This is a genomic window from Sphingomonas sp. 35-24ZXX, assembly GCF_000786215.1.
Classification (GTDB): domain Bacteria; phylum Pseudomonadota; class Alphaproteobacteria; order Sphingomonadales; family Sphingomonadaceae; genus Blastomonas.
In genome coordinates, this window is sequence record NZ_JROG01000008.1 from 104,678 (window position 1) to 125,702 (window position 21,025).

Here is a 21,025-nt window from a genome sequence, read left to right on the forward strand (position 1 = left end):
CCCTTGACTGCCGCCGGGCCGCCGCCATGTTGATCGTCGACGCATCTGCCGCAGCGACCGTGCTGCGCGCTGCTCCTTTGCGAAAGGCCCGATCATGACCAACTTTCCCGCCGATTACACGCCGCCCGCCGTCTGGACCTGGGACAAGGACAATGGCGGCGCCTTTGCCAACATCAACCGCCCGGTCGCAGGCGCGACGCACGACAAGACGCTGCCCGTGGGCAAGCATCCGCTGCAGCTCTATTCGATGGCCACGCCCAACGGCGTGAAGGTCACGGTGATGCTGGAAGAGCTGCTCGCTGCAGGCCATGCCGGCGCCGAATATGATGCCTGGCTGATCGATATCCGCCAGGGCGGCCAGTTCGGCAGCGACTTTGTCGCGATCAACCCCAACAGCAAGATCCCTGCGCTGATGGACCACAGCGGCGCGCAGCCGGTGCGGCTGTTCGAATCGGGGTCGATCCTGCTGTATCTGGCGCAGAAGTTCGGTGCCTTCCTGCCCAGCGATCCGGCCAGGCAGGCCGAAGTGATGAACTGGCTGTTCTGGCAGATGGGCAGCGCGCCGTATCTTGGCGGCGGCTTCGGCCATTTCTATGCCTATGCGCCGATCAAGATCGAATATTGCATCGACCGCTTCACCATGGAGGCCAAGCGGCAGATGGACGTGCTCAACCGGCATCTGGCCGACAACGAATTCATGGGCGGCAGCGACTATTCGATCGCCGATATCGCCATCTGGCCGTGGTACGGCGGGGTTGCGACCGGCGCGGTCTACAATGCGGCCGAATTCCTGCAGACGCAGGACTATCCGCACCTGCTGCGCTGGACCGATCAGATCGCCCAGCGGCCCGCAGTCAAGCGCGGACGCATCGTCAACCGCAACTGGGGCGATGATCTGAGCGAGCAGCTGCACGAGCGGCACGACGCATCCGATTTCGATCTGCGCACGCAGGACAAGCTTGCTACCGCACCCGCAGAGTAACCGGGTTACAGAAGGTCCGCCGCCAGTTCAAAGGCGCCCGCCAGCCCCGACACGGGGGCGAGCGCCGGGCGGCGGATCACCTGCGCCGCTGACAGCGCAAAATAGCCACCGTCGGTGCCGTGCGCCGTCGCGACGATTCGCTCGAACAGTCCCGGCGTGCCCATCACGCCGCCGCCCAGCACGATCGCATCGGGAGCCAGCGCTGCGCGCAGCGTGTTGCACATTTCGGCAAGATAGCCCGCAATGATGCCGTGCGCAGGATGATCGGTCGCCAGGTGCGAGAGGGACTGGCCCCAGCGCGCGATGATCGCAGGGCCGCTCGCCAATCCTTCCAGGCAGTCGCCATGAAACGGACAGACGCCCGCAAAATCCGTGTCATCGGCACCACGGCGCGGACGCATGTGCCCGAGTTCGGGATGCCCCTTGCCGCCGACGATCCGGCCATCGGCGATCACCCCGCCGCCGATCCCGGTGCCGATGGTGACATAGACGCTGACCGCCGAATCTTGCGCTGCGCCGGTCCGTGCCTCGGCCAGCGCGGCCGCGTTGACATCGGTATCGAAGGCCACCGGAACGGCGAGCGCCCGGGCGACAGTGCCCGCAAGGTCGCAATCGCTCCAGCCGGGCTTGGGCGTGGCCAGGATATGGCCCCATCTGGGGTGCCCCACCACGCGCTCGAGCGGTCCGAACGACCCGATCCCGACCGCGGCGAGACCCGGATGCGCGCGGAAGAAGGCGATCGTCTCGGCCAGCGTCGTTTCGGGATCGCGCGTCGCGATCTGCCGCTGCTCGATGATCTCGCCGGAGCAAAAGCCGACCCCTAGGACGAACTTGGTGCCGCCGGCCTCGATCGCTCCCAGGAGCGGGCGGTCAGTGGACATCGCAGATGGCATGCAGCCGCTCCATGGCCAGGCTTTCGACAATTTGCGCACGGTCCCCATCGAGCGCGATCCGCACCATCGGCGCGGGCGTGCCGCCGAAGGTTTCGGCAGCGATGAACGCGGAATCGGTGGGTCGGCGGCCGTTCAGCCCCCAGTGGTCGACAAAGCTGCATACCCACAAATCGGCCGTGGCAAACCAGCTATAGGCCTGCATCGGCTCTGCATCGGGATTGGCGATCACCAGGCCGCTGCCGTTGAGCGGGCGCCACGGACCAGAGAGCTGTTCGGCGACCATGCCGTAAAACCCGGTCGGCCCGGTCGGCCCATCGGGATTGAAGACGGATGTTTGCGTGGACCAGAAGGCATAATAGAGCCCCTGATGCGCGATGATCTGCGCGCGCTCAAGCTCGTTATTGAGCGTGTCGGCATGAATGATCGGGGGAAGAAGCGCCCATTGGCCCGCCGCATCGAGCTGCGCCATCCCCACCGCGCCGTTGAACGCGCTGTCGGATGCCGCCAGCGTTGCGGTGAACACCAGGTACCGCGCGCCATCGGCTGGATCGATGAAGAACGCCGGGTCGCGAAAGGCCTTGACCGTGCCGGGTATGCCCTCGTGCCGGTCGGCCGCGAGATACATGGTGCCATCGGCGGCGACGCTTTCGCGCACCGGCGACCAGCCGGTGATCCGGCCATCGTCCTGCAGCGTCCCCGTCGTTTCCGCCAGCCGCTGCTGGAAGCCGCCGGGCCGGTCGGCATAGCCTGCCGCGGTGAAGTAGAGCGTGACCGTATCGCCCTCGAGCACCGCAGAGCCCGACCACTCGCGCTCGAAATCCCCCAGGCCCGCAGGCAGCATGTCACCCAGATCGTGCCAGCCCGATGCGTCGAGATAGAGCAGCCGGATCTTCGCCTCGAAATGCCGCAGGACCGGATCGCCACGGTCAGGTGCTGCGAGCACCATCCACAGGCTGCCCTCGTTCACGCAGGCCAGCCGGCCATCGGGCCGCTGCAACGGCCACATGTCCCAGAGCATCAGATCGGGCAGGATCCGCCGCGCATCCTTCGCCTCGATCAGTCCCGCAACAGGAAGCGGCTGATCGGCGAGCGATGCAAGATGCGCGGCAGTCCAGGCAGTGGTCATCGCGCGCGTCAGAAGTCGTAGCGCAGCGTGGCAGAGATGGTGCGGCCGTTGATCGAGCGCGCCCGCACGATGCCGTTGGCCGGGATCGCCCCTTCTTCCGCTTCGGTGAAGCCGCGGGTGTCGAACAGGTTGTTGGCGTTGACCGACAGCTGCACCCGATCGAACGGCCGCACCGCGACAAAGGCGTTCACCTGGGCAAAGCCTGGCAGCACGAGCAGATTGTTGTCCTGCGCATAGCTGTCGGTGGTGCCGACCATGTTGGCGCCGACCGTGAACATGTCCTGTTCGTACTGGCCGCTCAGCTGATAGATGAAATCGGCCTGGCGACGCGGGGTATTGCCCTGGTTGGCAGGACTGATCCGGTCGCGGCTGATTTCCGCGTCGGTATAGGTGCCGCCCGCGCTGAGCGTGAAGCCGCCGGTGCGGTACGAGGCTTCCAGCTCGATGCCGTGCGCCTTGAACTGCCGGTCGAAGGTCTGGCGGCTGGTCGCCTCGAAATTGGTTTCCTCGGTCTCCGCATAGAAGCCGGTGGCATAGAGCGCGAGGCCGCCCGAACGGTATTTCACGCCCGCTTCAGCCTGCTTGACGAAGTCGATCGCCAGGCCTTCGCTGCGGATATCGCCGGTGACGAAGTTCACATTGTCGTTGTTGAACAGGATGCGGTCGGCATTGGCGCGGCCACCCTTGCTGTAACGCGCGAACAGCGCCAGATCGTCGCTCACCCGGTAGTTGGCGCCGAACGAATAGCTGAAATAATTGTAGCTGTAATCGACCAGGGCCGGCGCGTTCAGCGGAATGGTCGCGGTCTGTGCCTCGGCCGGGCTGATCGCACCGTTGCGGTTGAAGTCGAAGCTGGTGATTCCGACCCGGCCGCCGCCCAGATCCGAGCCGAAGGTCCGGCCCGAGGCATCGCCGAAGTCATAGCGGATGCTGCCATCCAGCGTCAGCCGGTCGAATGCCAGCGACAGCGAGGCGAACGGGGCGTTGGTATCATATTGCAGGTCGTAGCTGCGGCGGCAGCAGTTGCCGAAGAAGCTGGCCGAATAGGCAATGGTGCCAAGGTCGCTGCGACGCTGGCCGTTCGCGGCCACCACATCGATCAGCGCGGCATTGCCGCCACCGCGCACTTCGAGCAGGTGCGAGGTCCACAGCCAGTCGGTGTTGATGTCCTGCCGCGACTTGTAGAAGCCCGCAGTCAGCGTGGCGGTGCCGCTGCCGACCTCGAAGTCGCCGGTGATGCGCAGATCGTTGGTGATGTTGTCGAGGCTGTTCAGACGCGTGTTGAACAGCACGACGCTGGCGACCAGCGCGTTGCCCGGCACGTTCTGCCCGGCCTGCAGACCGTTGGCAAAGACCAGCCGCGAACCGGCGCCGGCAAGGCCCGTCGCGGTGGCAGCGGCGGTATCGACCGATCCGGGGAAGGGCGAGGCGAAGCTGCCCGACACGTCGGAGAAGCGGAAGCGGTTGGTCACCGTCCAGCCGTCGGCGACCTCGAATTCGCCTTCGAAGCCGAACGCCTTGACCAGCGGGCGCTGGCCTGCGGTGATGTCATAGCGCTGCGGCTGGTTGTTGCCGTTGAGGCTCTGCGCAGAACGGAAGAAGCGCGAGTGGAGGCTGTCGCCGCTGATGTCGAAGCCGGGGACGTTCGAATAATTGGGGTTGGCGTTGGTGCCGGTCACGCGCACCGGATTGGGCAGATAGGCGACCGCGCGGTCGTTGAGATACTTGCCGTAGAAGCGGATGAAGCCGCCGGTGAATTCCTTGGTGATGTTGATCTTGAACTGGCCGCCACGGTTGCCGTCATAGCCGATATCGCGCGGCCCTTCGCCCTGGCGCACGAAGCCGCCCATGTGGAAATACAGGTCCTGGCCGAGCGAACCGCCATAATCGAAGTCGAAGCGCTTTTCGTCATAATCGAGGCCGAGCGTCGCCTGGATCGTGCCGCCCTCCTGGCCCTTGCCGGTCTTGGAGATCATGTTGATCACGCCGCCGGGCGAGTTGGATGCGAAGGTCGAGGCACTGCCGCCGCGAATCGCCTCGACGCGGGCGATGTTGAGGTCCGAGCGCAGGAAGATGTCCGAGTTGCCGAAGGTGATGTCGCCGAATTCGAGGATCGGCAGGCCGTCTTCCTGCAGCTGCAGGAACTTGGCGCCGCCCGATGCGATCGGCAGACCGCGCACCGCGATATTGGCATTGCCTTCACCGCCCGACGATTCGGAGCGGATGCCGGGAATGTTGCGGAAGATTTCCGCGGCGCTGCGCGGGGCAGTGGTGGCGATCTGGTCGGCATCGATGGCACTCACCGAGACCGAGCTGTCGAGCACGTTGGCGCCGCGCGCCACGGCGGTGACGATGATGACATCGTCCTGTTCACCATTGTCCTGCGCCGCATCCTGGGCCAGGGCAGGGAACGTGAAACTGATGGAAGCTGCGGCCAGAACCGCATATGCGCTGCGTGCGCGCAGGGCCTTTGAAATCGTCATGACATCTCTCCTGAACCTGCCGGTTAGTCGGCTTTGAGCGCTTATGCTATCATTACCGCAAACGATTGCAAGAGACATTCTGCAATCGTTTGCAAAAAGGCTTGCCAACCCCGTCGCCTCAGGCATAGCATGCAGGGCAAGGCGCAAGGCAAGACGCCCTGAGGATGAAGGACCGGCCCATGACCAGCGCAACGCACGCCCTGCAGCCTGATGCCGCGATCGCGAAAGCCGGCCCGCCGCGACTGTCGCTGCCGCGGATCGTCGAGATGAATCTCGGGTTTTTCGGTCTCCAGTTCAGTTTCGGCCTGCAGCAGGCCAACATGACGCCGATCTACACCTTTCTGGGCGCAGACGAGGCGACGATGCCGCTGCTGTGGCTGGCGGGCCCGATGACCGGGCTGCTGATCCAGCCGCTGGTAGGCGCGTTGTCCGACCGCACCCGATCGAAGCTGGGGCGGCGCACGCCCTATTTCCTGATCGGCGCGGTCATCTGTTCGCTGTGCCTGTTCCTGATGCCCTATTCGAGCACCCTGTGGATGGCCGCCAGCCTGTTGTGGCTGCTCGACGCGGGCAACAACATCACGATGGAGCCCTATCGGGCCTATGTCGCCGACCGGCTTGAGCCGGGGCAACGCCCTGCAGGCTTTCTGGTGCAAAGCGCGTTCACCGGGCTGGCCCAATGCCTGTCCTACGCGACGCCCAGCCTGCTGGTCGGGTTCGGCATCAGCCAGAATCTGGTGGATATCAACGGCATTCCGGTGATCGTGCGAGTCGCGTTCGTCATCGGTGCGATCCTGTCGATCTCCAGTATCGTCTGGTCGGTGGTGCGCGTCCCCGAGATCAAGCTCAGCGACGCAGAGCTGGCCGAAATGGCGGCCAAGCCCTCGGGCGCGCTCGCCGCACTGGCGGAAATCCGGGACGCCTTTGTCGCCATGCCGCGGCCTATGCGCCAGCTCGCCTGGGCGATGCTGTGCCAGTGGTATGCGATGTTCGTCTATTGGCAGTTCATCTCGCTGTCGGTGTCGCGCACGCTGTTTCCTGGCGGCGAACGCGGCAGCGGGGCGGATTTCATCTCGGCCTCGCTCACCGCGCAGCAGATGGGCGTCGCGTACAACGCCGTCGCCTGCGTCGGCGCGCTGCTGCTGATCCCGATCGTCCGCCGGCTGGGCGCAAGGCCGGTGCACGCAGTGTGCCTGGTGGCCTCGGGCATTGCGATGATCAGCCTGCCGTTCATCGACAATCGCACCGCGATGTTCATTCCGATGATCGGCATCGGCCTTGGCTGGGCGGGGATGATGGGCAACACCTATGTGATGCTCGCCGATTGCATCCCGCCCGAACGCACCGGCGTGTACATGGGCATCTTCAACATGTTCATCGTGGTGCCGATGCTGATCGAGACGGTGACCATGCCGCTGCTCTATGCCCCGCTGCTGGGCTCCGATCCGCGCAATGCGATCCTGCTCGGCGGCGTCCTGATGCTCGCCGGTGCCTTGGCCACGCTGATGGTCCGCGCAGGCGGCCAGCCATCGCCCTCGCCGCTTGCACCCCGGGCCTGAGGGCAGGCTCGGCGCCCCCGCCACCGGCCCTGCTTCGGGCGTTCCGGATGCCTGCGCGCATCGGGGCTTGAACTCTTGCGCAAACAGGCCGATTTAGACGGGCGATACACACCCGATCCAACGGCGCAGAAAGAAGGCCCTCTATGTACGATACCGTCCGCGATGCTCTGGTCCCGATTGTCATCGAACAGTCGAACCGGGGAGAGCGCAGCTTTGACATTTTCTCGCGGCTGCTGCGTGAGCGGATCGTGTTCGTGACCGGCGAGGTCGAGGACAACATGGCCTCGCTGATCGTTGCCCAGCTGCTGTTCCTCGAATCGGAAAATCCGAAGAAGGACATCTCGATGTACATCAACTCGCCCGGTGGCGTGGTGACGGCGGGCATGGCGATCTATGACACCATGCAGTACATCCGCCCGCGCGTGGCGACCGTGTGCATCGGCCAGGCCGCATCGATGGGCAGCTTCCTGCTCGCCGCGGGCGAGCCCGGCATGCGCACCGCGCTGTCGAACGCCCGCATCATGGTGCACCAGCCTTCGGGCGGCGCACGCGGCATGGCATCGGACATCGAGATCCAGGCGCGCGAGATCCTGCGCATCCGCAAGCGCATGAACGACCTGTACGTGCAGTTCACCGGCAAGGATCTGGCGACCATCGAAAAGGCGATGGACCGCGATACCTTCCTCGAAGCGCACGAGGCCAAGGAATTCGGCCTGGTCGATCACGTCATGGAAAAACGCCCCGCTCCGTCCGACGAAGCAGGGAATTGACAAGGATTGCACCCTATCACGGGTGCGCTGCAGCCTTATCCGCTGTGGGGTTCATCGCAGCACCGGTGCCATGCATCGGTGTTGCGTGTTGAATTTCGCATTTTAGGCATTAGGCTGAAACGTCACGTTCCGGGCAAGAAGGCGCCGGAACAGAAGGAAGAGCTATGACCAAGCTGAGCGGTTCCGATTCGAAGAGCACCCTGTACTGCTCTTTCTGCGGCAAATCGCAGCATGAAGTGCGCAAACTGATCGCCGGACCCACGGTGTTCATCTGCGACGAATGCGTGGAGCTGTGCAACGACATCATCCGCGAGGAATCGAAGGCCGGTCTTGCCGGCAAGAAGGATGGCGGCGTGCCCACGCCGCAGGAGATCTGCGATGTCCTCAACGATTATGTCATCGGCCAGGACCGCGCCAAGCGCGTGCTTTCGGTCGCGGTGCACAATCACTACAAGCGCCTCAACCATTCGGGCAAGGGATCGGGCGAGGTCGAACTCGCCAAGTCGAACATCCTGCTCGTCGGCCCCACCGGCTGCGGCAAGACCCTGCTCGCACAGACGCTTGCCAAGACGTTCGACGTGCCGTTCACGATGGCCGATGCAACCACGCTGACCGAGGCCGGCTATGTCGGCGAGGATGTCGAGAACATCATCCTCAAGCTGCTCCAGGCGTCCGACTACAACGTCGAGAAGGCCCAGCGCGGCATCGTCTATATCGACGAGATCGACAAGATCAGCCGCAAGGCCGAAAATCCCTCGATCACGCGCGATGTCTCGGGCGAAGGCGTGCAGCAGGCTTTGCTCAAACTGATGGAAGGCACGACCGCTTCGGTACCGCCGCAGGGCGGGCGCAAGCATCCGCAGCAGGAGTTCCTGCAGGTCGACACCACCAACATCCTGTTCATCTGCGGCGGGGCGTTTGCGGGTCTGGAAAAGATCATCGGTGACCGCCTGCAGGGCAAGTCGATCGGCTTCGGCGCGCATGTCGCCGCGCCCGAGGAACGCAAGACTGGCGAGATGCTGACCAAGACCGAGCCTGAGGATCTGCTCAAGTTCGGCCTGATCCCCGAATTCGTCGGCCGTCTGCCGGTGATCGCGACTCTCGAGGACCTGGATATCACCGCGCTGGTGAAGATCCTCAAGGAACCCAAGAACGCGCTGATCAAGCAGTATCAGAAGCTGTTCGAGCTGGAAGACGTGGAGCTGAGCTTCACCGATGACGCGCTCGAGGCGATCGCCAAGAAGGCCATCGAGCGCAAGACCGGCGCGCGTGGCCTGCGCTCGATCGTCGAGGCGATGCTGCTCGACACCATGTTCGAGCTCCCCGGCATGAAGGGCGTGGCTGAGATCGTGGTCGACAAGGACGTGGTCGAGGGCCGCAAGGACCCGATCCAGGTGTTTGCCGCCAAGGACAAGATCGAGGCGGGCGACGCCGCCTGACGGGCAGACAATCGCACCTCGAAGAGTCTGAAAATGGGCGCGGAGCTGGTCTTCGCGCCCTTTTTCTATGGATTGGTTGCGCGACTCGCATCGGGGCGGCTTGCTTCGCTGCAGTGCAACACATTTATGACAGGCACCCCGCGCAATAGCGTGTCATTTATGCCGCAGTTGCGAACAAAACGTCATGAAGCCCTATCGCGCCCGCGCGCAGCATCGCGCGTGCCAGGCCGAAAACGGACCCATTTATATTGATAATTCAAAGGTTTACGTTAGCCGCCCGGCGATTCCGGCGCAGCTGTCATATCTTGACTTATAACTGTCACATATCTTTCACATTGTTTTCGCTTTTGTGTCCTTAGCGCCGACTAGTGCGCCGCTCATCTCTTGATTTGTGAGAGCGCTTTCATCGCCGCCAGTGTCCACAGGGCGGCAAGAAACGGGGAAAGACACATGCATATTCGCTATTATCTCGCAGCCAGTGCGGCTGCGCTCTCGCTGGCTACCGTCATGGCAGCCCCGGCCCACGCCCAGGAAACGACCTCGGCGATCCGTGGTTCCGTCACCGGCGACGGTGCACCGCTGGCAGGCGCACAGGTTCGCGTGATCCACACCCCGTCGGGCACCGTGTCGAGCTCGACCACCGACGCACAGGGTAACTTCAACGCCAACGGCCTGCGCATCGGCGGTCCGTTCGTCATTGAAGTGAATGCCGATGGTTACGAGCAGTCGTCGATCACCGACATCTTCCTGCAGGCAGGCCAGCCGCTGCGTCTGCCGATCGACCTGCAGTCGCAGGCCGTCATCGTCGTGTCGGCGTCGTCGGTTCGCGGCGCGCTGGAAACCAGCAAGGGCCCGATCACCTCGCTTGGCCGCGAAGAAATCGACGGCGCTGCCTCGGTCAACCGCGACATCCGCGACCTTGCCCGCCGTGACCCGTTCGTCACGATGGACCTGACCAACTCGCGCACCATCGAAATCGCGGGCAACAACGGCCGTCTGAACCGCTTCTCGGTTGACGGCGTGCAGTTCTCGGACGATTTCGGCCTCAACAACGGCGGCCTGCCGACCAACCGCGGTCCGGTCCCCTTCGACGCGATCGAGCAGTTCTCGGTCAAGGTCGCTCCTTATGACGTCACCGAAGGCGACTTCCAGGGCGGTTCGATCAACGTCGTGATCCGTTCGGGTTCGAACAGCTTCCATGGCGGCGGCTTCTTCACCTATACCGACGACAGCCTGACCGGCGACCAGACCCGTGCCCGCAACGTCAACCTGAACTTCGATTCGAAGCAGTATGGCGGCAACATTTCCGGCCCGATCATCAAGGACAAGCTGTTCTTCATGTTCGCGTACGAAAAGACCGAGGAATCGACCCCGTTCAACATCGGCGTCGGCCCAGGCTTCGGCAGCCAGGTCCCCGGTGTCACACTGGCCCAGATCGATCAGGTCAGCGCGATTGCGCAGAGCGTCTACAACTATGACACTTTGGGCATCCTGCAGAACGGCATCGAGGAAGATGAAAAGTTCATCGGCAAGCTCGACTGGAACATCACCGATGGCCATCGTGCATCGCTGACCTACATCCGCAACGTCGGCAACCGCCAGTTCCAGCAGAACACCTTCGATACCGTGCCGTTCGCCATCGGCTTGCGCTCGAACGGCTATGAGCTGCTCGAAGAGGTGAACACCGGCGTGTTCCAGCTGAACAGCGAATGGAGCAGCAACTATTCGACCGAATTCCGCGCATCCTATCGCGATTACAATCGCGACCAGACGCCTTTCGGTGGCCGCGAGTTTGGTCAGTTCGAAGTCTGCCTTGACCCGAACTCGATCAACATTCCGGGCAACACCAGCCTGACCTGCGGTGGCTCGCGCGTGTTCTTCGGTCCTGATATTTCACGTCAGGCCAACGACCTGAACACCGAGAACCTCTCGATCGATTTCACCCAGAAGCTGACCGTGGGCGACCACGCGCTCAAGCTGCTGGTCGGCTATACCGAAATCAGCGTGTTCAACCTGTTCCTGCAGAACTCGCTGGGCAACCTGTATTTCGACTCGATCGCCGACTTCCAGAACCGGCGCGCCAGTCGCCTGCGTTATGGCAACGCGGTGCCGAGCCTCGATCCGAACGACGCAGCTGCTTCGTTCGATACTCAGAACTGGACCTTCGCGATCCAGGACGACTGGCAGGTCACCGACACGCTGCAGCTGACCTACGGCTTCCGCTACGACCTGTTCAACAACCCGACGCGTCCGCCGCTGAACCCGAACTTCCTCCAGCGCACCGGCATCACCAACATCGAGACCTTCAACGGTCGCGGTGTCGTGCAGCCGCGCATCGGCTTCACCTGGAAGCCGACCGAGCGTCTGGTCATCAATGGCGGTGCCGGCATCTTTGCCGGCGGTACGCCTGACGTGTTCGTGTCGAACAGCTTCTCGAACACCGGCCAGCTGACCAACCAGCTCGATATCCAGCGCAACACGTCGGCAGCAGGCTGCAACGTGACTGCGACCAACGCTGCAGCGATCTGCTCGGGCGCCCTGAACGGAGTGGCCGGAAACTCGATCGCACCGGCTGTCGGAGGCTTCCTGGCTACCAACATTGCATCGCTCGCGGCGGCTCCGGTCAACGCCATCGATCCTGACCTCAAGGTCGCCCGCAACCTGCGCGTCACTCTGGGCGTCGACTATGAAGCCGATCTCGGCCCGCTGGGCGATGGCTGGCTGTTCGGCATCACCGGTCTCTACGGTCAGCAGATCTATGGCTATGACTGGGTCGATCTGCGCTCGCGTCCCATCGGCACCCTGCCCGATGGTCGCCTGCGCTACGGCGTGGTCGGTGCAGCATCGACCAACCAGGACCTGCTGATGACCAACTCGACGCGCGGTCGCTCGTGGATTGGTGCGGCGCGGTTCGAAAAGGCGTTCGACTTCGGCCTGACCATCTCGGGTAGCTACACCCGTTCGGACATCAAGGACGAGAACGCGCTGACGTCTGCCACCGCAAACTCGCTCTATGGCAACAACGCGTTCTTTGATGGCAACACCGTTGCCTATGGCACCTCGATCTACCAGATCAAGGACCAGTGGAAGTTCGGTTTCGACTTCAACAAGGCGCTGTTCGATGACGAGCACAAGACCCGCTTCAGCCTGTTCGGCGAATATCGTTCGGGCCGTCCGTACAGCATCACCATGGACGACAACAGCGGCGGCCGTCTGGCCCTGCTGGGAACAGTGGGCAATGCCCAGCGCGCCCTGCTGTACATCCCGACCGCAGGTGTCGACCCGCGCGTGACGTTCGCAACGCCTGCCGTCCAGGCAGCGTTCGACGCGGCTGTCGCCGGCCTTGGCCTCGAGAAGTATCGTGGACGGGTGATCCCCAAGAACACGCAGCAGTCGCCTGACTTCTTCAAGATCGACCTTCACGTCGAACAAGAACTGCCGCTGCTGTTCGGATCGAAGCTTTCGGTGTTTGCCGATATCGAAAACGTGCTGAACATGATCAACAAGGATTGGGGCTCGCTGCGTCAGGTGGCCTTCCCGCAGACCGCTCCGCTGGTGACCGCATCGTGCGCAACGCCCACCGCGGGCGGCGCGAGCTGCGCGCAGTACCGTTACAACACGGTCACCCTGCCGAACGAGGCTTTGGTGTCGATCCCGTCGCTCTACCAGATCCGTCTGGGCGTGCGCGTGAAGTTCTAAGTCCAACCTATTCCCTTCATGGGAGAGGATCGGGGCGCGGTGGTTTCGGCCATCGCGCCCTTTTTCTTGGCGCTTAAGACCGCATAGCGCGGCCACAAAAAACCCCCGGTTCCGTGTCTGGAACCGGGGGCTTTTTGCATTCGGATGATGTGCTGATCTCAGCCCTTGAGATCGGGCGGCAGCGCCTCGCTCTTAAGCATTGCCACCACCTCATCGAGGCTGAGGAACTGCTGTTGCTGCTCGCCCAGGCGGCGCAGCGCCACGGTGCGCTTTTCGGCCTCCTGCTTGCCGACGACCAGGATGTTGGGCACCCGGCCCACCGAATGCTCGCGCACCTTGTAGTTGATCTTCTCGTTGCGCAGATCCTCCTCGACGCGGATTCCCGCCGCCTGAAGCGCCGCAACGACTTCGCGCGCGTAATCGTCGGCATCGGACACGATCGTCGCGACCACCGCCTGCACCGGCGCGAGCCAGAGCGGGAATTTGCCCGCATAATGCTCGATCAGGATGCCGATGAACCGCTCGTAGCTGCCCAGGATCGCGCGGTGCAGCATGATCGGGCGGTGGCGGTTGCCATCCTCGGCGATATAGCCGGCGTCCAATCGCTCGGGCAGCACGGTGTCGGTCTGGATCGTGCCGACCTGCCAGGTGCGGCCGATGGCGTCGGTGAGGTGGAATTCCAGCTTGGGCGCATAGAACGCGCCTTCGCCGGGCAGCTCTTCCCAGCCCCATTCTTCGGTGTTGCGTCCCGTCGCGGCGACGGCATCGCGCATCGACTGTTCGGACCAGTCCCACATTTCATCCGAGCCGAACCGCTTTTCGGGGCGCAGCGCGAGCTTGATGGCATAATCGCCAAAGCCCAGATCCTTGTAGACGACATCGAGCAGATCGCAGAACTTGCTGATCTCGTCGACCAGCTGGTCCTCGCGGCAGAAGATGTGCGCATCGTCCTGCGTGAACTGGCGCACGCGCATCAGCCCGTGCAGCGCGCCGTGCGGCTCGTTGCGGTGGCAGCAGCCCATTTCAGCGAGGCGCAGCGGCAGGTCGCGATAGCTCTTGATGCCCTGGCGGAAGATCAGGACATGCGCGGGGCAGTTCATCGGCTTCAAGGCCATCCAGGCGGCGTCGTTCGACACCACCGGGCCCTCGTCCTCGGTATTGGGCACCTCGTCGGGGATGACGAACATGTTCTCGCGATACTTGCCCCAGTGCCCGGACTGCTCCCACTGGCGCGCGTCCATCACCTGCGGGGTCTTCACCTCCAGATACCCGGCGGCATCCAGCCTGCGGCGCATGTACGCCTCCAGCGCGCGATAGATCACGAAGCCGCGCGGGTGCCAGAACACCGATCCATGCGCTTCGGCCTGAAGGTGGAACAGGTCCATCTCTGCACCGATCTTGCGATGGTCGCGCTTGGCCGCTTCCTCGAGCCGCACCAGATGCGCTTCGAGCTGCTTCTTGTTGAGCCAGCCGGTGCCATAGATGCGGCTCAATTGCGGATTGCGCTGATCGCCGCGCCAGTACGCGCCCGATACCCGCGTCAGCTTGAAGGCCTGGGGATCAAGACGACCGGTCGAGGCGAGATGGGGCCCACGGCACATGTCCATCCAGTCGTCACCCGACCAGTAGACGGTGATCTCGTCGCCCTGCGGCAGCTCGGCGGCCCATTCGGCCTTGAACGTCTCGCCCTGCTCCGCCCAGCGCGCGATCAGCGCGTCGCGCTCCCACACTTCGCGGCGCAAGGGCTTGTTGGCGGCGATGATGCGGCGCATCTCGGCCTCGATGACGGGCAGGTCCTCGTCGGTGAACGGACGCTCCTTCGGCGCGAAGTCGTAATAGAAACCGTCGTCGGTCGAGGGCCCGAAGGTGATCTGCGTGCCCGGGAACAGGGTCTGCACCGCTTCGGCCAGGATATGCGCGAAATCGTGCCGCGCCAGCTCCAGCGCGTCGGCCTCGTCCTTTGCCGTGACCAAAGCCAGCTGCGCATCGCCGGTGAACGGCCGCGTGATATCGCGCAATTCGCCATCGACCCGCGCGGCGATCGCCGCCTTGGCAAGGCCCGGGCCGATCGCGGCGGCGACATCTGCCGGAGTCGATCCCTCGGGCATTTCGCGCACCGAGCCATCGGGCAGGCTGATCTTCAGAAGCTGGACCATCGCATTGTCTTTCCTGTCGCGTGATGCTGCGCCATGGCACAATCCGGCGCAGCCCAAAAGGGGTTCCCGGCGTCCGTGATGTGAGGAAGTGCGTGGGGCCCGACGCCAAAGCCACCCGCACCCGGGTGGCTGGCAATCGCGCAATCAGCCCGCGACCACCCGCCCCCGGTTGCCCGGAGTGGTGCTAGTCGTGGCTGTCGTGCCGATGCTCGCCATGCCGCGAGTATAGCGGGGATCAGGCGGCGAGTCACTAGGGGGGAGTTGAGCCGCCCCTCCCCATCCCGAAAACGACAAGCGTCCCAATCCTTTTATCAAGGACCCTTGACATCTCGAATTCAAAAAGACAATGTCCCTTTACATCGAATCGAGGGAGCTTGACATGAAATCGCGCGCCAAAATGCCCGGCTATATGCGCCGCTATACCGCGCGGCTGCTGCTGTTCATGGGGGCCTATATGGCGATCCTGACCGGAAGCCTGCTGTTTGCCAACAATGGCGGTGACCATGGCCAGGGCACGCTCATCGGGCTCGCGCTGATCAGTGCCTTCCCGATCATCGGCGTCTTCTGGGCGATCTTCCGGCTGCTGGTCGAGGCGGATGACGAATATCAGCGGCTGCTGATGGTCAAGCAGACGCTGCTCGCCACCGCGCTGACGCTGGCCGTCGTCACCGTCTGGCAGTTCCTGCAGGTGTTCGATGTGCTGGAGACCGGGCCGCAATGGATGGGGGCGATCTGGTTCGGCATGCTGGGCGTGGCCGCACCGGTCGTGCGGTGGCGGGCATGAAGAACCGCCTGAAGGTGCTGCGCGCCGAGCGTGACTGGACGCAAGGCGACCTCGCCGACGCGCTGGAGATTTCGCGGCAGAGCATCAACGCGATCGAGACCGGCAAGTACGACCCCTCGCTCCCACTCGCCTTCCGCATTGCCGATCTGTTCGAACTGCCGATCGAGGCGATCTTCCTGCGCGACTGACTCTGGCGGCGCGCGCCTGTCTTCCCGCTATCGAAAACGAAGGAGCCTGTCATGAAGACCCTTTTGCGCGCTGCTCTTGCGGCGGCAGCCCTGTCGGCCGCGCTCGCTATGCCGGCCTTTGGCCGGATGTCCGAAACAGCGCCCCCTGCCCCCACCGCGCCTGCCGAACGAGCCCGCTTGACCGTGAGCGTGATCGGCAATGGCCCCGATGTCATCCTCATCCCCGGCCTCGCCAGCCCGCGCCGTGTCTGGGACAGGACGGCCGAGCAGCTCAAGGGACGGTATCGCCTGCATCTGGTGCAGATACGAGGCTTTGGCGATGATGCGGCCGCCAATGCCAGCGGCCCGGTGCTGGAGCCGTTCGTCGATGACCTGGCGGGCTATATCCGCGATTCGGGGCTCGAAAAGCCAGCAATCATCGGTCATTCCATGGGCGGGCTGACTGCCGCGATGATCGCTGCGCGCTACCCCGGTCTGCTGGGCCGGGTGTTGATCGAGGATAGCCTGCCATTCATCGGCCTGATTTTTTCGCCCTTGGCGACGATCGATGCGGTGCGTCCGCAGGCCGATGCCCTGCTCAAGGCCGCACTGGCGGCAGGGCCGCAACCGCAAAATCCGGATGATCCGATGTTGGCGACGATGTCCGCCACGCCCGAGGGCCGCAAGCAGGTGATGCAATGGAGCGCGCAGGCAGACTATCGCGTGACCGCGCAGCTGTTCCACGATGTCCTGCTTACTGACATCCGCCCTGAACTGGCCCGCATCCAGACCCCGGTGACCGTGCTTTACCCCCATGACACCGTGGTGGGTCCCGTCGCCTATGTCGACAGCCTCTATGCCGGGGCTTATGCGGGTCTCGCCGGGGTGACGCTGAAGCGGATCGATGGCAGCCGCCACTTCATCAAGCTGGACCAGCCCGAACGGTTTTCCGAGGCGGTCGAGGCCTTTCTGGCGGACCATGGTGGCTAAGACCCATGACACCAGGCATCGCTCGCCGCTCGGTCCGCCGGGATGACAGTTTACAACGCTGATCCCTCGACTTGAGCTTCGCGCCCCGGCTATAGCGATGCACGATATTTGCATCAGGGGAGCGCATGGCCATGTCCGATATCTTTCTGGGTCTGGGCGGGGGCGAGCGGCAAAACCTGGGGCTCGCGCGTGCCAATCGCCACGGCATGGTCGCAGGCGCCACCGGTACCGGCAAGACGGTAACATTGCAGGGCATTGCCGAGAGCTTTTCTGCGGCAGGCGTTCCGGTGTTCGTCGCGGACGTGAAGGGCGATCTGGCCGGGATCGCGATGCCCGGGTCGCCGACGCACAAGGCACACGAGAAGCTGGTCGCGCGCGCCGCCGAAATCGGGCTGGAGGGCTTTGCCTATTCGGACAATCCGGCGATCTTCTGGGATCTGTATGGCGAACAGGGCCACCCGATCCGCACCACGATCAGCGAGATGGGACCGCTGCTGCTCGCGCGGCTGATGGGATTGAACGACACGCAGGAGGGCGTGCTCAACATCGCCTTCCGCTATGCCGACGAACAGGGGCTGCTGCTGCTCGATCTGGCCGATCTGCAGTCGGTGCTCGCCTATACAGCCGAGAATGCGGCCGATCTGTCTGCGCGCTTCGGCAATGTCACCAAGGCCAGCGTCGGCACCATCCAGCGCCAACTGCTCCAGCTCGAAAGCCAGGGCGCCGGCCAGTTCTTTGGCGAGCCGGCGCTGGAGATCGACGATTTCCTGTGCTGCGATGATCAGGGGCGAGGCTATATCAACGTGCTCGCCGCCGACAAGCTGATGCAGAGCCCCAAGCTGTATGCCACCTTCCTGCTGTGGCTGCTGTCCGAGCTGTTCGAGACGCTGCCCGAGGTGGGTGATCCCGAGAAGCCCAAGCTCGTCTTCTTCTTCGACGAGGCGCATCTGCTGTTCGACGACGTGCCCAAGGCGCTGGAGGAGAAGATCGAGCAGGTCGTGCGCCTGATCCGCTCGAAGGGCGTGGGCGTCTATTTCATCACCCAGAACCCGATCGATATTCCCGAGAAGGTCGCTGGCCAGCTCGGCAACCGGGTGCAGCACGCGCTGCGCGCCTTTACCCCGCGCGACCAGAAGGCGATCAAGGCTGCGGCAGATACCTTCCGCATCAACCCCGATCTCGATGTCGAGACCGCGATCACCGAGCTGAAGACCGGCGAGGCTCTGGTCTCGACATTGCTCGAGGACGGGTCGCCATCGATCACCCAGCGCACGCTGATCCGGCCGCCGCGCTCGCGGCTGGGGCCGCTGACGCCGAAGGAGCGCGCGATCATCCAGTCGGTCTCGCCCTATGACGGCAAGTACGACACGCGGGCGGAGCGCGAATCGGCGATGGAGGTGCTGGCGCAAAAGGCCGCCGATGCCGCAGCCGTTGCCGAGGAGGTCGAAGCGAAGGGCAAGGACGAGGTCGCCAAGTCGCCGCGCAAGACGACATCGATCTGGGCCAAGGCGGGCAATGCCGCGGCAGGCGCGGCCGCCGCTTCGGCCGGCGCGGTGATCGCAGGGGCGATTCGCGGCAAGAAAAGCAGCGCCAAGCCCGTCTCCACCGCCGCCGGTGCGGCCGTGGGCACGGTCGCGACCGAACTCGGCAAGGCGTTCGGCTTCCCCGGCCTCGGCCGCTTCGCGCGAAACCTGCTGGGCGGGTTGATGCGTTAGCGAGTCGCGCTACCCAGCTCAGGCTCCCACATCGTCACCCCCGCGAAGGCGGGGGTCCCGCTATGCCGCTCAGGACAAAATGAAGCGGGATTCCCGCGTTCGCGGGAATGACGAGCCTTTGGCTAGACCTGAAAACGCCTCACACGCTCTGGATATAATCCCTGAGCGCTGCCGCCTCGCTTTCGATCTTGTCGATGCGGTATTTCACTAGATCGCCGATCGAGACGAAGCCGATCAGCGTCGTGCCCTCGACCACCGGCAGATGGCGAATCCGCCTGCGGGTCATCAGCGACAGCGCGGACATCACCGGGGTGTCGGGGGTCACCGTGATCGGCGGCGCGGTCATCGCCTGCTCGACCGGCTGGTCGAGAATGCCGGGGCCATCCGAGTTCAGCCGATAGACCAGATCGCGTTCGGAAAAGATGCCGACGACCTCGCCATCGCGCACGATCGGCAGGGCGCCGATTCGCCGTTCCGCCAGCAGATTGGCGGCATCGCGCACCGTGGCATCGCAGGTGCACTGGTGCACGGTGCCGTCGCGGTTCGACAGGATGGTGGCAATGGTCATGGCATGCGCTCTCCTTGGCAAGGCCCGGTCACCTTGATCGGCGGTACCGCATGCATGCAGGCCGCCATGGCGACTCAAGCTTGCGCGATGGTCCCACGAAATGCTTGGAAAGAAAAGCGCGCAGCACCTATATCGCCGTCATGCCACGCTTTTCCAATCTCGATGATCCCGATTATGCCCGCTTTGCCTGGCGCCGTTACTGGCGGGTCATGGGCTGGATGGGGGGCGTCACCGGTCTGGCGGTGGTGCTGACCCTGGCGGGGCTTTTCCTGCTGCACGGCACGGTGTCGATCCATCTGTATATTGCCGCAGCGTTGGGCGTGGGCTTTACCATGATGCTGACCGCGGCGCTGATGGGGCTGGTCTTCCTCTCCAGCGGCACCGGCCACGACGAATCGATCGATGACGCGCTCGATCCCGACGCACCTTGAGGGGGGACTGATCCATGGCTGAACTGACCGGGACGCTGGCCGCGGGCCGCGAGCCCATATTGCGCGTCGTACCCGCACCATCAGACATCAATTCCAACGGCCATATCTTCGGCGGCTGGGTGCTGGCGCAGATGGATATCGCAGGCGGCATCATCGCCGGGCACGAGGTGCAGGGGCCGTGTGCGACCGTCGCCATCGAGACGATGCAGTTCCTTGCGCCGATCCTGCTGCGCGACATCATCTCGATCTATGGCGAGGTCGAACGCGTCGGCCGCACCTCGATCGCGATTCGGCTCGACGTGATCGCGACACGCGGCCGCGACGCGGAAGAGGTGCGTGTCACCAGCGGGCTGTTCACCTTCGTCGCCCTGGACGAGAACCACCGTCCTCGTCCGATCGTGCGCGAGACCAAGCTGGTCTAGCCCTGCCCGATCTGCCCGAGCAGATTGCCCACCGTCTGGATCAGCAGCGCAATATCGGCGTCGCGCGACAGGCGGTGGTCGCCATCCTTGATCAGCAGCAATTGCACATCGGTGCTGCGCAGCTGCTTTTGCGTTTCCAGCGCATATTGCCACGGCACATCGGCATCGGCCTGGCCGTGGATCAGCCGCACCGGGCCATCGAACGCGATCTCGCCGATCAGCACGCGGTTGCCCTCGCCCGACTGCCAGAAGCGGCGGGTGGTGACCATCGGCTCGGGGCCGTATGCGCTCGCCCGCTCCAGCCGCCCTTCGGTGAGGATGGTCATCTTCTCTTCCTGGGAAAAGCCCCACATCGTGAAGTCGGGCGCGGCGGCGATGCCGACCAGGCCAACCACGCGCTGCGGACGCGCCAGCGCTGCGAGCAGCGCGAGCCAGCCGCCCATCGACGACCCGATCAGCACCACCGGCCCGCTGGCCACGGTGTCGAGCAGCGCCAGCACATCGCCCAGCCAATCTGCCAGGGCCTGGTCCTCGAAAGCACCGCTGCTCGCGCCGCACCCGGCATAATCGAAGCGCAGCATCGCCAGGCCCTGCCCCGCTGCCCACGCGTCCAGCGCCAGCGCCTTGGTGCCGGTCATGTCGCTGGCATAGCCGGGCAGGAAGACGAGCGTCGGCGCAGCCGCGCGCGCGGCGCTGGCGCGGCGGTGCTGATAGACGATCCGCGGCCGATCGGCCCGATCGAGAAAGCTGATGGAAGGGTCTGTCATGCCGGGTGTCTAGCGAAGCGAATGGGCCATGGCCAGCACCCCTTCTCTCCCCTCCCGCTGGCGGGAGGGGCAGG

17 protein-coding genes are annotated in these 21,025 nt (G+C 64.1%); 11 read left to right on the forward strand and 6 right to left on the reverse strand.

Translation table 11 applies throughout. The features are described 5' to 3' along the window. Positions 1-94 precede the first annotated feature (94 nt). Positions 95-982 carry a glutathione-dependent disulfide-bond oxidoreductase gene (gene yghU, locus LI72_RS15145; RefSeq protein WP_033926792.1) on the forward strand — a complete coding sequence of 296 codons (888 nt, stop codon included), beginning with the start codon at positions 95-97 and terminating at the stop codon, positions 980-982. Between the two features lie 5 nt (positions 983-987). On the opposite strand, the gene LI72_RS15150 is transcribed toward yghU, so the two are convergent. Genes LI72_RS15150 through LI72_RS15160 form a run of 3 tightly spaced genes read right to left on the reverse strand, consistent with a single transcriptional unit; the run spans position 988 to position 5,484 of the window. Continuing rightward, entirely contained in the window at positions 988-1,863 is an 876-nt protein-coding gene (locus tag LI72_RS15150; protein WP_033926793.1) for an ROK family protein, read from the reverse strand. Continuing rightward, entirely contained in the window at positions 1,853-3,001 is a 1,149-nt protein-coding gene (locus tag LI72_RS15155) for a glycoside hydrolase family 68 protein (RefSeq protein ID WP_033926794.1), read from the reverse strand. Before LI72_RS15155 ends, LI72_RS15150 begins: the two co-directional genes overlap by 11 nt. An 8-nt stretch (positions 3,002-3,009) precedes the next feature. Beyond that, entirely contained in the window at positions 3,010-5,484 is a 2,475-nt protein-coding gene (locus tag LI72_RS15160) for a TonB-dependent receptor (protein WP_033926795.1), read from the reverse strand. 179 nt (positions 5,485-5,663) lie between these two features. On the opposite strand from LI72_RS15160, the gene LI72_RS15165 reads away from it, so the two are divergent. The 4 genes from LI72_RS15165 to LI72_RS15180 all read left to right on the forward strand — a co-directional run bounded on the left by LI72_RS15165 (position 5,664) and on the right by LI72_RS15180 (position 12,951). Beyond that, positions 5,664-7,043: an MFS transporter gene (locus LI72_RS15165; RefSeq protein WP_052130029.1), complete on the forward strand. Its 1,380-nt coding sequence runs from the start codon at positions 5,664-5,666 to the stop codon at positions 7,041-7,043. A 143-nt stretch (positions 7,044-7,186) separates the two neighbouring features. Next, a complete protein-coding gene (clpP, locus tag LI72_RS15170) occupies positions 7,187-7,813 on the forward strand; it encodes an ATP-dependent Clp endopeptidase proteolytic subunit ClpP (RefSeq protein WP_017671688.1) in 627 nt (208 codons plus the stop codon). Positions 7,814-7,977: 164 nt separating this feature from the next. Further along, a complete protein-coding gene (clpX, locus tag LI72_RS15175; protein ID WP_033926796.1) occupies positions 7,978-9,252 on the forward strand; it encodes an ATP-dependent Clp protease ATP-binding subunit ClpX in 1,275 nt (424 codons plus the stop codon). 450 nt (positions 9,253-9,702) lie between these two features. Next, a complete protein-coding gene (locus LI72_RS15180) occupies positions 9,703-12,951 on the forward strand; it encodes a TonB-dependent receptor (RefSeq protein WP_033926797.1) in 3,249 nt (1,082 codons plus the stop codon). Positions 12,952-13,109: 158 nt separating this feature from the next. On the opposite strand, the gene thrS is transcribed toward LI72_RS15180, so the two are convergent. After that, complete coding sequence (thrS, locus tag LI72_RS15185) at positions 13,110-15,107, reverse strand: threonine--tRNA ligase (RefSeq protein ID WP_033926798.1); 1,998 nt, start codon at positions 15,105-15,107, stop codon at positions 13,110-13,112. A 379-nt stretch (positions 15,108-15,486) separates the two neighbouring features. Here thrS and LI72_RS15190 point away from each other — a divergent pair, with 379 nt between their 5' ends. From LI72_RS15190 to LI72_RS15205, 4 genes are all read left to right on the forward strand, one after another. Further along, positions 15,487-15,891 (forward strand): hypothetical protein, encoded by a 405-nt coding sequence (locus LI72_RS15190; protein ID WP_052129962.1) that lies wholly within the window; start codon positions 15,487-15,489, stop codon positions 15,889-15,891. After that, the gene (locus LI72_RS15195; protein WP_033926799.1) at positions 15,888-16,079 is read left to right on the forward strand and encodes a helix-turn-helix transcriptional regulator; all 192 of its coding nucleotides are present in this window, start codon (positions 15,888-15,890) and stop codon (positions 16,077-16,079) included. Before LI72_RS15190 ends, LI72_RS15195 begins: the two co-directional genes overlap by 4 nt. A gap of 51 nt (positions 16,080-16,130) precedes the next feature. Then, positions 16,131-17,048 (forward strand): alpha/beta fold hydrolase, encoded by a 918-nt coding sequence (locus LI72_RS15200; RefSeq protein ID WP_231562492.1) that lies wholly within the window; start codon positions 16,131-16,133, stop codon positions 17,046-17,048. A gap of 131 nt (positions 17,049-17,179) precedes the next feature. Further along, positions 17,180-18,763, forward strand: a complete 1,584-nt coding sequence (locus tag LI72_RS15205; RefSeq protein WP_033926929.1) for a helicase HerA-like domain-containing protein — start codon at positions 17,180-17,182, stop codon at positions 18,761-18,763. Positions 18,764-18,902: 139 nt separating this feature from the next. Here LI72_RS15205 and LI72_RS15210 read toward each other — a convergent pair whose 3' ends face one another. Then, a complete protein-coding gene (locus LI72_RS15210; protein ID WP_033926800.1) occupies positions 18,903-19,331 on the reverse strand; it encodes a CBS domain-containing protein in 429 nt (142 codons plus the stop codon). Positions 19,332-19,471: 140 nt separating this feature from the next. On the opposite strand from LI72_RS15210, the gene LI72_RS15215 reads away from it, so the two are divergent. Both LI72_RS15215 and LI72_RS15220 read left to right on the forward strand, forming a co-directional pair. After that, on the forward strand, positions 19,472-19,762 hold the full coding sequence (locus tag LI72_RS15215) for a hypothetical protein (RefSeq protein WP_033926930.1): 291 nt from the start codon (positions 19,472-19,474) through the stop codon (positions 19,760-19,762). Between the two features lie 14 nt (positions 19,763-19,776). Further along, positions 19,777-20,184 (forward strand): acyl-CoA thioesterase, encoded by a 408-nt coding sequence (locus LI72_RS15220; protein ID WP_033926801.1) that lies wholly within the window; start codon positions 19,777-19,779, stop codon positions 20,182-20,184. Here the strand turns inward: LI72_RS15220 and LI72_RS15225 are convergent. Next, positions 20,181-20,951, reverse strand: coding sequence for an alpha/beta fold hydrolase (locus LI72_RS15225; RefSeq protein ID WP_033926802.1), 771 nt, complete (start codon positions 20,949-20,951; stop codon positions 20,181-20,183). The two genes, LI72_RS15220 and LI72_RS15225, sit on opposite strands and share 4 nt — an antisense overlap. Between the last annotated feature and the right edge of the window lie 74 nt (positions 20,952-21,025).